The organism is Streptomyces sp. NPDC059534, from assembly GCF_042743475.1.
In the GTDB taxonomy this organism is placed as follows: domain Bacteria; phylum Actinomycetota; class Actinomycetes; order Streptomycetales; family Streptomycetaceae; genus Streptomyces.
This window is the reverse complement of sequence record NZ_JBHWAQ010000006.1, coordinates 1-14,248: the sequence shown is the minus strand read 5'-3', so window position 1 is coordinate 14,248 and position 14,248 is coordinate 1. Positions and strand designations below refer to the sequence as shown.

11 protein-coding genes are annotated in these 14,248 nt (G+C 67.2%); all 11 read left to right on the top strand.

Translation table 11 applies throughout. From position 1 onward, the window contains the following. Positions 1-7 precede the first annotated feature (7 nt). The 11 genes from typA (at position 8) to ACFVZH_RS09210 (ending at position 14,043) form a co-directional block, all read left to right on the top strand. The gene (gene typA, locus ACFVZH_RS09260) at positions 8-1,909 is read left to right on the top strand and encodes a translational GTPase TypA (RefSeq protein ID WP_384894910.1); all 1,902 of its coding nucleotides are present in this window, start codon (positions 8-10) and stop codon (positions 1,907-1,909) included. A 479-nt stretch (positions 1,910-2,388) separates the two neighbouring features. After that, a complete protein-coding gene (locus ACFVZH_RS09255; RefSeq protein WP_384894908.1) occupies positions 2,389-4,029 on the top strand; it encodes an ABC transporter substrate-binding protein in 1,641 nt (546 codons plus the stop codon). A 173-nt stretch (positions 4,030-4,202) separates the two neighbouring features. Further along, positions 4,203-5,135: an ABC transporter permease gene (locus ACFVZH_RS09250; protein ID WP_384895419.1), complete on the top strand. Its 933-nt coding sequence runs from the start codon at positions 4,203-4,205 to the stop codon at positions 5,133-5,135. Next, entirely contained in the window at positions 5,128-6,081 is a 954-nt protein-coding gene (locus tag ACFVZH_RS09245; RefSeq protein WP_384894906.1) for an ABC transporter permease, read from the top strand. Before ACFVZH_RS09250 ends, ACFVZH_RS09245 begins: the two co-directional genes overlap by 8 nt. Before the next feature lie 14 nt (positions 6,082-6,095). Then, entirely contained in the window at positions 6,096-7,154 is a 1,059-nt protein-coding gene (locus ACFVZH_RS09240; RefSeq protein WP_384894904.1) for an ABC transporter ATP-binding protein, read from the top strand. Next, positions 7,147-8,235, top strand: a complete 1,089-nt coding sequence (locus ACFVZH_RS09235; protein ID WP_384894902.1) for an ABC transporter ATP-binding protein — start codon at positions 7,147-7,149, stop codon at positions 8,233-8,235. Before ACFVZH_RS09240 ends, ACFVZH_RS09235 begins: the two co-directional genes overlap by 8 nt. A 159-nt stretch (positions 8,236-8,394) precedes the next feature. Beyond that, positions 8,395-10,023: an ABC transporter substrate-binding protein gene (locus ACFVZH_RS09230; RefSeq protein ID WP_384894900.1), complete on the top strand. Its 1,629-nt coding sequence runs from the start codon at positions 8,395-8,397 to the stop codon at positions 10,021-10,023. Between the two features lie 82 nt (positions 10,024-10,105). After that, on the top strand, positions 10,106-11,029 hold the full coding sequence (locus ACFVZH_RS09225; protein ID WP_384894898.1) for an ABC transporter permease: 924 nt from the start codon (positions 10,106-10,108) through the stop codon (positions 11,027-11,029). After that, positions 11,022-12,017 carry an ABC transporter permease gene (locus tag ACFVZH_RS09220; protein ID WP_384894896.1) on the top strand — a complete coding sequence of 332 codons (996 nt, stop codon included), beginning with the start codon at positions 11,022-11,024 and terminating at the stop codon, positions 12,015-12,017. Before ACFVZH_RS09225 ends, ACFVZH_RS09220 begins: the two co-directional genes overlap by 8 nt. A gap of 6 nt (positions 12,018-12,023) precedes the next feature. Next, positions 12,024-13,007, top strand: a complete 984-nt coding sequence (locus ACFVZH_RS09215; protein ID WP_384894894.1) for an ABC transporter ATP-binding protein — start codon at positions 12,024-12,026, stop codon at positions 13,005-13,007. Further along, positions 13,000-14,043 (top strand): ABC transporter ATP-binding protein, encoded by a 1,044-nt coding sequence (locus ACFVZH_RS09210; protein ID WP_384894892.1) that lies wholly within the window; start codon positions 13,000-13,002, stop codon positions 14,041-14,043. Before ACFVZH_RS09215 ends, ACFVZH_RS09210 begins: the two co-directional genes overlap by 8 nt. The last annotated feature ends 205 nt before the right edge of the window (positions 14,044-14,248 follow it).

The window sequence follows — 14,248 nt, the reverse complement described above, 5'->3', positions numbered from 1 at the left end:
AGCACCCATGCCCACGCGCCACGACATCCGTAACGTCGCCATCGTCGCCCACGTCGACCATGGCAAGACGACCATCGTCGACGCCATGCTCAAGCAGGCCGGTGCCTTCGCCGCCCACCAGCACCTCGACGACCGCATGATGGACTCGAACGACCTGGAGCGTGAGAAGGGCATCACGATCCTCGCCAAGAACACGGCGGTGAAGTACCACCCCAAGGACGGCGGGGCCCCGATCACGATCAACATCATCGACACCCCCGGCCACGCCGACTTCGGTGGCGAGGTCGAGCGCGGTCTCTCGATGGTGGACGCGGTCGTCCTCCTCGTCGACGCCTCCGAGGGTCCGCTCCCGCAGACCCGCTTCGTGCTGCGCAAGGCCCTCCAGCAGCGCCTGCCCGTCATCCTCTGCATCAACAAGACGGACCGCCCGGACTCCCGGATCGACGAGGTCGTCAACGAGACCTACGACCTCTTCCTCGACCTGGACGCGGACGAGGACCAGATCGAGTTCCCGATCGTCTACGCGTGCGGCCGCGACGGCATCGCCTCGCTGACCAAGCCGGAGAACGGCACGGTCCCGGCCGACAGCGAGAACCTGGAGCCGTTCTTCTCCACCATCCTGGAGCACGTCCCGGCCCCGTCGTACGACGAGGAGGCCCCGCTCCAGGCCCACGTCACCAACCTGGACGCCGACAACTTCCTCGGCCGCATCGCGCTGCTCCGCGTCGAGCAGGGCGAGCTGCGCAAGGGCCAGACGGTCGCGTGGATCAAGCGGGACGGCACGATCTCCAACGTCCGCATCACCGAGCTGATGATGACCGAGGCGCTCACCCGCAAGCCCGCCGAGGTCGCCGGCCCCGGTGACATCTGCGCCGTCGCCGGTATCCCCGACATCATGATCGGCGAGACCCTGGCCGACCCGGAGAACCCGATCGCGCTCCCGCTGATCACGGTCGACCAGCCGGCCATCTCCATGACCATCGGCACCAACACCTCGCCGCTCGTCGGCCGCGGTGGCACGGGCAAGGGCGCGGACGCCAAGTCCGCGGTCAAGCAGCGCAAGGTCACCGCCCGCCAGGTCAAGGACCGTCTGGACCGCGAGCTGATCGGTAACGTCTCGCTCCGCGTCCTCGACACCGAGCGTCCCGACGCCTGGGAGGTCCAGGGCCGCGGTGAGCTCGCGCTCGCCATCCTGGTCGAGCAGATGCGCCGCGAGGGCTTCGAGCTGACCATCGGCAAGCCGCAGGTCGTCACCAAGGAGGTCGACGGCAAGACGCACGAGCCCGTCGAGCGCCTCACGGTCGACGTCCCCGAGGAGCACATGGGCGCCGTCACGCAGCTCATGGGTGTCCGCAAGGGCCGCATGGACAACATGTCGAACCACGGCTCCGGCTGGGTCCGCATGGAGTTCGTCGTTCCGTCCCGTGGCCTCATCGGCTTCCGTACGGAGTTCCTGACCAACACCCGCGGTACGGGCATCGCCCACTCCATCCACGAGGGCCACGAGCCGTGGTTCGGCACGCTGACGACCCGTAACAACGGTTCGCTGGTCGCCGACCGCGCGGGCGCCGTCACCGCGTTCGCGATGACCAACCTCCAGGAGCGCGGCGTCCTGTTCACCGACCCCGGCACCGAGGTGTACGAGGGCATGATCGTCGGCGAGAACTCGCGCTCCGACGACATGGACGTGAACATCACCAAGGAGAAGAAGCTCACCAACATGCGCTCCGCCTCCGCCGACTCCTTCGAGGCGATCGTGCCGCCGCGGAAGCTGTCCCTGGAGCAGTCCCTGGAGTTCTGCCGCGACGACGAGTGCGTCGAGGTCACCCCGGAGGCCGTGCGCATCCGCAAGGTCGTCCTGGACCAGAACGCGCGTGGTCGTACCGCTTCCCGCGCCAAGAACGGCTGAGTAAGGTCGCATACGGCCGCGGACGGCGGGGTAGATCATGGTCCTGTGATCTTCGCCGCTCCCGGCTGACGTGACGTCAGCAACAGAGCCCGGACCCCCACAGAAGCTGTGGGGGTCCGGGCTTTTCGTCAAGTCGAGTCAACTTCATTTCGAGGCCCGAGTGTCCGCATATCGGCGATCGCTCTCCGGTACGTGTGTTAACAGTCCGTTTCGGGCGTGTCTGTCTGTGCTCCGTTTGTCCGGATTTCGGTCTTCGGGCCCCTGGTGATGTTGTCAAAACGAGACCACTTAAGTGTGGTTTACAGCCCGGACGTACTTAATAGTTGGCTCCATTGAGCTCGGGTCAATGGGTCACGCACTGTGGGGAGTGCCGACTCACGAGCACACTCGGGGCACTTGAGTCCAAAGCCGTCAGGGGTGTCGGCGAAACTCGAAGTGCCCTTCTTGTAGTGACAAAGTGGACTCATGAGGAGGAACCCATGCGCGGTGCCAAGAGCGCCAAGTGGGTAACGGGCGCGATCATCGTCGCCCTTGCTGCGACCGCCTGTGGCGGGGGTAAGAGCGACGGCGGCAGCGACGCCAAGGGCGCTGTTGACCCGAACGGAATTTTCTCCATCGAGCTGGGCGAGCCTGAGAAGCCCCTGCTCACCGGCGACACGATGGAGTCCAACGGCTCCGCCGTCATGGCCGGCCTGTTCTCGACCCTGGTCGACTACAAGGCTGACGGCTCGCTGGAGATGATCAACGCCGAGTCGGTCACCACGACGGACTCGAAGACGTGGACCGTCAAGCTGAAGCCGGGCTGGACCTTCCACGACGGCACCCCGGTGACCTCGAAGTCCTACGTGGACGCGTGGAACTGGAACGCCAGCCTGAAGAACGCCCAGGGCCTCGCGTCCTGGTTCGGCGACATCAAGGGCTACGACAAGGTCCACCCCGACGCCGAGGGTGCGAAGCAGACCGCCGACAAGCTCGAGGGTCTGAGCGTCGTCGACGAGACCACCTTCAAGATCGAGCTCACGAAGGCCGTCCCGTACTTCGGCCACAAGCTCGCCTACATCGTCTTCGCGCCGATGGCCGAGTCCTTCTACAAGGACCCGGTCGCCGGTGGCCAGAAGCCGGTCGGCAACGGTCCCTACAAGTTCAAGACCTGGGACCACAAGAAGAAGATCGAGATCACTCGATTCGACGGCTACAAGGGCCCGAACAAGGCGAAGAACGGCGGTGTGGTCTTCAAGAACTACACCACCCTCGAGGCCGCGTACGAGGACCTGAAGTCGGGCAACGTCGACGTCCTGCGTCAGATCGCCCCGAAGGACCTCCCGGTCTACCGCCAGGACCTCGGCGACCGCGCCGTGGACCAGCCGTACTCCGCGATCCAGACCATCGCCGTCGCCTTCTACGCCGACCAGTGGAAGAAGCCGAAGCAGATCGACCCGCGCGTCATCCAGGGTCTGTCCATGGCGATCGACCGTGCCACCATCACCAAGACGGTGCTGCAGGGTACGCGTGAGCCCGCGACCGGCTGGGTCGCCAAGGGTGTCCTGGGCTTCCAGGAGGACGGTGGCGCCGGCGTCACCAAGTTCGACCCCGCCAAGGCCAAGGAGCTCATCAAGGCCGGCGGTGGCGTCCCGAACAACAAGATCTCGATCCAGTTCAACGCCGACGGTGGCCACAAGGAGTGGGTGGACGCTGTCTGCAACTCCATCACCCAGTCCACCAGCGTCCAGTGCGTCGGCGACGGCAAGCCGGACTTCCAGGCCGACCTGACCGCTCGCAAGACCAAGCAGGTCAAGTCGCTCTACCGCTCCGGCTGGGTGCTCGACTACCCGGTGAACGCCAACTTCATCTCGGACCTGTTCCGCACGGGTGCGGCCGGCAACCAGGGCGACTTCTCCAACAAGGAGCTGGACGCCAAGATCGCCAAGGCCGACTCCGCGGCGACGCTGGACGAGTCGGTGAAGCAGTTCCAGGTCATCGAGAAGGACCTGGTCAACTACATGCCGTCCATCCCGCTCTGGTACTACAAGGTCAACGCGGGCTACTCCGAGAAGGTTTCGGGCGTGGCTTACGGTCAGGACGGCGACCCGATCCTGACCGGCGTCGAGGTCAAGAAGTAATCACCCAAGCGTAGTCCGCACGCCGTCACGGGACTGACGGATCGTCAGTCCCGTCTCGGTGCCTTACGCAGTGGCTGGGGGGCCCTTCCACTACATAGCCGTGCCCGAATCCGGGCATGCTGTGTCGTGGGAGGGCCCGTCGGTTGCCGCTGTCACATCTCAACGGAGGCATGATGGGGCGTTATGTCGCACGACGACTGCTCCAGATGATCCCGGTTTTCCTCGGGACGACCCTGCTGATCTTCCTCATGGTGCACAGCCTGCCCGGTGACCCCGTGCTGGCGATGTTCGGCGACAAGGGCGCCGACCCGGCGACACTTGCCGCGAAGCGCCATGAACTCGGTCTCGACAAGCCGGAATGGCAGCAGTACTTGTTCTACATGCGGGACATGGTCCTGCACTTGGACTTCGGTACCCAGATCCGCAACGGACTGCCGGTCACCGAGGTCCTGGGCGACGCATTCCCCATCACGCTCCAGCTGGCAGCCCTGGCGTTCGCCATCGAGCTGATCTTCGGCATCGGCCTGGGCATCATCGGTGGCCTGCGCGCCGGCCGCATCGCGGACAACCTGATCCTGATCTTCACCCTGTTGATCATCTCGATCCCGGTCTTCGTCCTCGGCTACATCATCAAGATGGTCTTCGCCTTCAACCTGGGCTGGATCGACCCGAACGTGAGCACCGAGCCCCAGCTGAGCGAGATGCTCGCTCCGGCCATCGTGCTCGGCGGTCTCTCTCTTGCCTATGTGGCGCGGCTCACCCGTACCTCCATGGCCGAGAACCTGCGCGCCGACTACATGCGCACGGCCGTCGCCAAGGGTCTGCCGCGGCGCCGGGTCATCGGCGTCCACCTGATGCGCAACTCGATGATCCCCGTGGTCACCTTCCTCGGCACCGACATCGGCGCCCTGATGGGCGGCGCGGTCGTCACCGAGGCGATCTTCAACATCAAGGGCATCGGCGGCGTCATCGCCGAGTCGATCTCCCGGCGTGAAGGCGCAACCCTGGTCGGCCTGGTCACCATCCTGGTGATCGTCTACCTCGTCACCAGCCTGCTCATCGACCTGCTGTACGCGGTCCTGGACCCGAGGATCCGGTATGCCTGACGTGACCAAGTCCGCCACCGCAGTCGAGGACGCCGTCGCCACCCCCTCGGTGGACGTGTCCGCACCGGTGGTGAAGGCGGAGAAGGCCCGCAGCCTCTGGGGCGACGCCTGGGCCGACCTGCGCCGCAACCCGTACTTCATCGTGTCGTCGGCGCTGATCGCGCTGCTGCTGCTGATCTCGGTGTGGCCCACGCTCTTCACCAGCGCGTCCCCGACGGCCGGTGACCTGGTGCACCACTTCCTGAGCAAGCCCGAGCTGGGCAACGTCGGTTCGCCGGAGTGGCTGGGCTACGACCAGCAGGGCCGCTCCGTCTACGCCCGGCTGATCCACGGCACCCGTGCCTCGATCATCGTCGGCGTCACCGTCACCGCGATCGTCACGGTCATCGGCGGCATCATGGGCATGATCGCCGGTTACTTCGGCGGCCTCGTCGACGCGATCCTCTCCCGGATCACCGACGTCTTCTTCGGCATCCCGTTCCTGCTCGGCGCCATGGTCGTCCTGCAGTCGTTCGTCGAGCGGACCGTCTGGGTCGTCGTCTTCGCCCTCGCGTTCCTCGGCTGGACCCAGATCACCCGCGTCATGCGCGGTGCCGTGATCACGGTCAAGCAGGCCGACTACGTCCACGCGGCGAAGGCGCTCGGCGCCGGCACCACGCGGATCCTGTTCAAGCACATCCTGCCGAACGCCATGGCCCCGGTCATCGTCGTCGCGACCATCGCGCTCGGCGGCTACATCTCCGCCGAGGCGACCCTGTCGTTCCTCGGTCTGGGCCTTGCCGCCCCGACCGTCTCGTGGGGTGTCGACATCTCCGCCGGTGTCGCCCAGATCCGAGTGGCCCCGCATGTCCTGCTCTGGCCCTCGATCATGCTGAGCCTCACCGTTCTGGCGTTCATCATGCTCGGCGAAGCCGTCCGCAACGCCCTCGACCCCAAGCTGCGCTGAGGAGGGCGTAAAAGATGAGCATCATCGACAAGACCGCGGCCGTCCCCGCGCCGCGCGACGGAGCCGACTTCAACGGTCCGCTGCTCGAAGTCCGCGACCTGCACGTCGAGTTCCACACCCGTGACGGTGTGGCCAAGGCGGTCAACGGAGTCAACTACTCGGTGAGCGCCGGCGAGACCCTCGCCGTCCTCGGCGAGTCCGGCTCCGGCAAGTCCGTCACCGCGCAGGCCATCATGGGCATCCTCGACATGCCGCCGGGCAAGATCCCGCAGGGCGAGATCCTGTTCCGCGGCGAGGACATGCTCAAGATGTCCGAGGAGGAGCGCCGGAAGATCCGCGGCCGGAAGATCGCGATGATCTTCCAGGACGCGCTGTCCTCCCTCAACCCGGTCCTCACCGTCGGCTACCAGCTCGGCGAGATGTTCCGGGTGCACCACGGCATGTCCAAGAAGGACGCCAAGGTCAAGTCCATCGAGCTGATGGACAAGGTCAAGATCCCCGCCGCCAAGGCGCGGGTCTCCGACTACCCCCACCAGTTCTCGGGCGGTATGCGTCAGCGCATCATGATCGCCATGGCGCTGGCCCTGGAGCCGGACCTGATCATCGCCGACGAGCCCACCACGGCTCTCGACGTGACCGTCCAGGCCCAGGTCATGGACCTCCTCGCGGAGCTCCAGCGCGAGTACAACATGGGTCTGATCCTGATCACCCACGACCTCGGCGTCGTCGCCGACGTCGCGGACAAGATCGCCGTGATGTACGCCGGCCGGATCGTCGAGCAGGCGCCGGTGCACGAGCTGTACAAGCGCCCGGCGCACCCGTACACCCGCGGTCTGCTGGACTCGATCCCGCGCCTGGACCAGAAGGGCCAGGAGCTCTACGCGATCAAGGGCCTGCCGCCCAACCTGCTCAAGGTCCCCACCGGCTGCGCCTTCAACCCGCGCTGCCCCAAGGCCGACGACATCTGCCGTACGGAGATCCCGGCCCTGGCGCCGGTCACCGAGCAGGACGGCGCGGATCTCCCGGGCCGTAAGAGCGCCTGCCACTTCTGGAAGGAGACGATCCATGGCTGACCTCAGCACGAACGACGAGGCCGTGGCCGCCGCCCTCGACGCCCCTGTGGGCCGTGGCGAGCCGATCCTCCAGGTGCGCAACCTGCAGAAGCACTTTCCGCTGACGCAGGGCATCCTCTTCAAGAAGCAGGTCGGCGCGGTCAAGGCCGTGGACGGGGTCTCCTTCGACCTCTACCAGGGCGAGACCCTCGGCATCGTGGGCGAGTCCGGCTGTGGCAAGTCCACGGTCGCCAAGCTCCTGATGAACCTGGAGCGGGCCACCGCAGGCGAGGTCTTCTACAAGGGCCAGGACATCACCAAGCTGTCCGGGCGCGCGCTGAAGGCGGTCCGCCGGAACATCCAGATGGTGTTCCAGGACCCGTACACCTCGCTCAACCCGCGCATGACGGTCGGCGACATCATCGGCGAGCCCTTCGACATCCACCCCGAGGTGGCCCCGAAGGGCGACCGGCGCCGCAAGGTGCAGGAGCTGCTCGACGTCGTCGGTCTGAACCCCGAGTACATCAACCGCTACCCGCACCAGTTCTCCGGCGGTCAGCGCCAGCGCATCGGCATCGCCCGCGGCCTCGCGCTCAACCCGGAGATCATCATCTGCGACGAGCCGGTCTCGGCCCTGGACGTCTCCGTCCAGGCGCAGGTCATCAACCTGATGGGGAAGCTCCAGGACGAGTTCAACCTGTCCTACCTCTTCATCGCGCACGACCTGTCGATCGTCCGGCACATCTCGGACCGCGTCGGTGTCATGTACCTCGGCAAGATGGCCGAGATCGGTACGGACGAGCAGATCTACGAGCACCCGACGCACCCGTACACCCAGGCGCTGCTCTCCGCGGTGCCGGTGCCGGACCCGGAGGCCCGCGCGCACCGCGAGCGGATCATCCTCACCGGTGACGTGCCCTCGCCGGCCAACCCGCCGTCGGGCTGCAGCTTCCGCACCCGCTGCTGGAAGGCGCAGGAGCGGTGCTCCCAGGAGGCCCCGGTCCTCGCGGTCCCGGCGAACTTCAAGGGTCTCGACACCCCGGCCGCGCACTTCTCCGCGTGCCACTTCGCCGAGGAGAAGAACGTCGTCGCCGCGCACTGACACATCGCGCGCATGACAGAGGGGCGCCCCCGGTCCACACGGACCGGGGGCGCCCCTTCGTCGTGGGGGCGTCCGTCCGGGTGCCCTGAAAATGCATACCCGTCAATATCGGGTGATATTGGGGCCTAAGTGAGACTTAGGACATACGGGAGGCACTCCATGCGCGGAGCCACGCACGCCAAGTGGGCCGCTCTGGCCACCGCCGTCGCCCTCGCGGCGACCGCCTGCGGTGGCGGCGACGACAGCGGCGGCGGCGGAGGTGCCGACGGCATCGTGAGTTCCTCGTGGGGCGACCCGCAGAACCCGCTCGAGCCGGCCAACACCAACGAGGTCCAGGGCGGCAAGGTCCTCTCCATGATCTTCCGGGGGCTCAAGCAGTACGACCCGAAGACCGGCGAGGCCAAGGACATGCTCGCCCAGAGCATCGAGACCACCGACTCGACCAACTTCACCATCACGGTCAAGGACGGCTGGACCTTCTCCAACGGCGAGAAGGTCACCGCCAAGTCCTTCGTCGACGCCTGGAACTACGCCGCCGATCTGAAGAACAACCAGAAGAACGCCTACTTCTTCGGCCAGATCGAGGGCTACGACCAGGTCCACCCCGAGAAGGGCGAGCCGTCGGCCACGTCCATGTCCGGCCTCAAGGTGACGGGCCCCCAGACCTTCACGGTCAAGCTCACCCAGAAGTTCTCCACCTGGCCCATCACCCTCGGCTACGCGGCCTTCTCGCCGCTGCCCCAGGCATTCTTCGACGACCGCCAGGCCTGGCTGTCGAAGCCGATCGGCAACGGGCCGTACACCGTGGACTCGTACTCCAAGGGCTCCCAGATGGCCCTCAAGCGCTGGGACGCCTACCCCGGCACCGACAAGGCCCAGAACGGCGGCATCACCCTCAAGGTCTACACCGACAACAACACGGCCTACACCGACCTGACGGCCGGCAACCTCGACCTCGTCGACGACATCCCCGCCTCCCAGCTCAAGAACGTCCAGGCGGACCTCGGCGACCGGTACATCAACGTGCCCGCCGGCATCATCCAGACCCTGTCCTTCCCGTTCTACGACCCCGCGTGGAACAAGCCCGGACAGGAGAAGCTCCGCCAGGGCCTCTCCATGGCGATCGACCGGAACCAGATCACCGAGACGATCTTCCAGAAGACCCGCACCCCGGCCGTCGACTGGACCTCCCCGGTCCTCGGCGAGGAGGGCGGCTTCAAGGACGTCTGCGGCGACTTCTGCAAGTTCGACGCGGCCGAGGCGAAGAAGCTCGTCGCCGAGGGCGGCGGCATCCCCGGCGGCACGATGACGATCTCGTACAACGCCGACACCGGCTCCCACAAGGAGTGGGTGGACGCCGTCTGCAACTCCATCAACAACGCCCTCGGCAACAACCGGGCCTGCGTCGGCAACCCGGTCGGCACCTTCGCCGACTTCCGCAGCCAGGTCAGCACGCAGAAGATGAAGGGCCCCTTCCGGGCCGGCTGGCAGATGGACTACCCGCTCATCCAGAACTTCCTGCAGCCGCTCTACTACACCAACGCCTCGTCGAACGACGGAAAGTACAGCAACCCGGAGTTCGACAAGCTCGTCAACCAGGCCAACGCCGAGTCCGACATCGCCAAGGCCGTCGGGATCTTCCAGCAGGCCGAGGGCGTCCTCCGCGACGACATGGGCGCCATCCCGCTCTGGTACCAGAACGGCAGCGCGGGCTACTCCGAGCGCGTCTCCAACGTGACCCTGAACCCCTTCAGCGTCCCCGTCTACGACCAGATCAAGGTCAACTGACGCAGCTCGTCGGCGTGCGGCCCGGCGTGGCGACGACGCACACGCCGGGCCGTACGCCTTCCCCACACCCCCGGAGCCCCTCATGGGACGTTATGTGATCCGGCGTCTGTTGCAGATGATCCCGGTCTTCATCGGCGCCACCCTGCTGATCTTCCTGATGGTCAACGTCATGGGCGACCCCATCGCCGGCCTCTGCGGCGACCGCGCCTGCGACCCGGCGACCGCCGCCCAGCTGGAGAAGGAGTTCGGCCTCGACAAGCCCGTGTGGCAGCAGTACCTGATCTACATGGGCAACCTGTTCACCGGCGACTTCGGCACCGCCTTCAACGGCCAGCCGGTGACCGAGCTGATGGCCAGCGCCTTCCCCGTGACCATCCGGCTCACCATCGTCGCGATCCTCTTCGAGATCGTCATCGGCATCAGCCTCGGCGTGCTGACCGGCCTGAAGCGCGGGCGGCCGATCGACAGCACCGTGCTGGTGCTGACGCTGGTCGTCCTCTCGATCCCGACGTTCGTCACCGGTCTGCTGCTCCAGCTGCTGCTGGGCGTGCAGTGGGGGTGGATCAAGCCCGCCGTCTCGCCCGAGGCCCCCTTCAACGAGCTGATCGTTCCCGGCTTCGTCCTCGCCTCGGTCTCCCTCGCGTACGTCACCCGGCTCACCCGGACCTCGATCGCGGAGAACAAGCGCGCCGACTACGTCCGCACCGCCATCGCCAAGGGTCTGCCGCGTCGCCGGGTCATCAGCCGTCACCTGCTGCGCAACTCGCTCATCCCGGTGATCACCTTCATCGGCGCCGACATCGGCGCGCTGATGGGCGGTGCCATCGCCACCGAGCGGATCTTCAACATCCATGGTGTCGGCTATCAGCTGTACCAGGGCATCGTGCGCCAGAACACCCAGACCGTCGTCGGCTTCGTGACCGTGCTCGTCCTGGTGTTCCTGCTGGCCAACCTCCTCGTCGACCTCTTGTACGCCGTCCTTGACCCGAGGATCCGCTATGCCTGACCAGCCCGAGCCGCTTGAGTCGTACGAAGAGGGCCAGGCCATCGCGCCCACCGGCGCCGGCGGCGCGTCCGATCTCGCGACGGCCGAAGGCGAGACCCTGGAGAAGACGCCCGGCGGCCCCCTGGGCACCGGCCCCACCGGCAAGCCCCGCTCGCTGTGGTCCGACGCCTGGCACGACCTGCGCCGCAACCCCGTCTTCATCATCTCGAGCCTGATCATCCTCTTCCTGGTGGTCATCGCGATCTGGCCCCAGCTGATCGCCAGCGGAGACCCGCTCCAGTGCGACCTGTCCAAGGCCCAGGAGGGCTCCCAGCCCGGCCACCCGTTCGGCTTCAACGGCCAGGGCTGTGACGTCTACACGCGCACGGTGTACGGAGCCAGGGCTTCCGTCCAGGTCGGCGTGTTCGCCACGCTCGGCGTGACGATCATCGGCTCCCTCTTCGGCGGCCTGGCCGGCTTCTTCGGCGGTGGCTGGGACGGCGTCCTCTCCCGGATCACCGACGTCTTCTTCGCGATTCCCGTCATCCTCGGCGGTCTGGTCCTGCTGTCCGTCGTCACCAGCACCACCGTCTGGCCCGTCATCGGCTTCATGGTGCTGCTCGGCTGGCCCCAGCTCTCCCGTATCGCCCGGGGCTCGGTCATCACCGCCAAGCAGAACGACTATGTCCAGGCGGCGCGGGCGCTCGGCGCCTCCAACTCCCGGATGCTGCTCCGCCACATCACCCCGAACGCCCTCGCGCCGGTCATCGTCGTCGCGACCATCGCCCTCGGTACGTACATCTCCCTCGAGGCGACCCTGTCCTTCCTCGGGGTGGGCCTCAAGCCGCCGACCGTCTCCTGGGGCATCGACATCTCCTCGGCGTCGCAGTACATCCGCAACGCGCCCCACATGCTGCTCTGGCCGGCCGGCGCGCTCGCCGTCACCGTGCTCGCCTTCATCATGCTCGGCGACGCCGTCCGCGACGCCCTCGACCCGAAGTTGAGGTAGGGACCCATGCTGCTCGAAGTGCGCGACCTGCACGTGGAGTTCCACACCCGGGACGGGGTGGCCAAGGCGGTCAACGGCGTCAACTACTCCGTCGACGCGGGGGAGACCCTCGCCGTCCTCGGCGAGTCCGGCTCCGGCAAGTCCGTCACGGCCCAGGCCGTCATGGGCATCCTCGACATCCCGCCCGGGAAGATCAGCGGCGGCGAGATCCTCTTCCAGGGCCAGGACCTCCTGAAGCTCAAGGAGGACGAGCGGCGCAAGATCCGCGGCGCCAAGATGGCGATGGTCTTCCAGGACGCGCTGTCCTCCCTCAACCCGGTCATCACCGTCGGGGACCAGCTCGGCGAGATGTTCCAGGTCCACCGGGGCATGTCGCGCAAGGACGCCAGGGCGAAGGCCGTCGAGCTGATGGACCGGGTCCGCATCCCCGCCGCCAAGGAACGCGTCGGTCAGTACCCCCACCAGTTCTCCGGCGGCATGCGCCAGCGCATCATGATCGCGATGGCGCTGGCCCTGGAACCCGAGCTGATCATCGCCGACGAGCCGACCACGGCCCTCGACGTCACCGTCCAGGCACAGGTCATGGACCTCCTCGCCGAGCTCCAGCGCGAGCTGCACATGGGCCTCATCCTCATCACCCACGACCTCGGCGTCGTCGCCGACGTCGCCGACAAGATCGCCGTCATGTACGCCGGCCGGATCGTCGAACAGGCACCCGTCCACGAGATCTACAAGGCACCCGCCCACCCCTACACACGGGGCCTGCTCGACTCGATCCCGCGCCTGGACCAGAAGGGCCAGGAGCTCTACGCGATCAAGGGCCTCCCGCCCAACCTGCTCGCCATCCCGCCCGGCTGCGCCTTCAACCCGCGCTGCCCCCTGGCCCAGGACGTCTGCCGCACCGACGTACCCCCGCTCTACGACGTGACCGAGTCCCCGGTGCCGCGCTCCAGCGCCTGCCACTTCTGGAAGGAGTGCCTCCATGGCTGAGGCGATTCTCGAAGTCCGGGACCTCCACAAGCACTACCCGCTCACCCAGGGCATCGTCTTCAAGAAGCAGGTCGGCGCCGTCAAGGCGGTCGACGGGGTCGACTTCGACCTCGCCGCCGGCGAGACCCTCGGCATCGTCGGCGAGTCCGGCTGCGGCAAGTCCACCGTCGCGAAGATGCTGGTCAACCTGGAGCGGCCGACCTCAGGGAGCATCCGCTACAAGGGCGAGGACATCACCACGCTCTCCCCGCGCGCCCTCAAGGCCGTCCGCCGCAACATCCAGATGGTCTTCCAGGACCCGTACACCTCGCTCAACCCCCGGATGACCGTCGGCGACATCATCGGCGAGCCGTACGAGATCCACCCCGAGGTCGCCCCCAAGGGCGACCGGCGCCGCAAGGTCCAGGACCTCCTGGACGTCGTCGGCCTCAACCCCGAGTACATCAACCGCTACCCCCACCAGTTCTCCGGCGGCCAGCGCCAGCGCATCGGCATCGCCCGCGGCCTCGCGCTCCAGCCCGAGATCATCGTCGCGGACGAACCGGTGTCGGCCCTCGACGTGTCCGTCCAGGCGCAGGTGATCAACCTCCTCGCGAGCCTCCAGTCCGAGTTCTCCCTGTCGTACGTCTTCATCGCGCACGACCTGTCGATCGTGCGGCACATCTCCGACCGGGTCGGCGTGATGTACCTCGGCCGGATCGTCGAGATCGGTACGGACGAGCAGATCTACGAGCACCCGACGCACCCGTACACCCAGGCGCTGCTCTCCGCGGTGCCCGTGCCGGACCCGGAGGCCCGGGCGCACCGCGAGCGGATCATCCTCACCGGCGACGTCCCCTCCCCGGCCAACATCCCCTCCGGCTGCCGCTTCCGCACCCGCTGCTGGAAGGCCCAGGAACGCTGCACCCTCGAGGTCCCCCTCCTCGCCGTCCCGGCCGCCTTCCGCCTCACCGACAGCCCGGCCAAGCACGACTCGGCCTGTCACTTCGCGGAGGAGAAGCAGGTCGTCCCCCCGGAGGAGCCCCAAGAGCCGTAACGCGCGGGCAACTTGACGGAATCCGTTCCGATATACGGACACGGCAGGCTCGGCGACGTACGGCCGTGCGGGTGCCGTAGGCCGGCCGGGGGGCCCCACCCGCCCCCGCCCGCCGCCACATCTACCGGGCGGGGCCCCCACCCGGGGGCCCCCGCGGGGGGCGCCGGGGCCGCCCCCCCCCCCCCCCCGCCCCCCCACAAGCCGA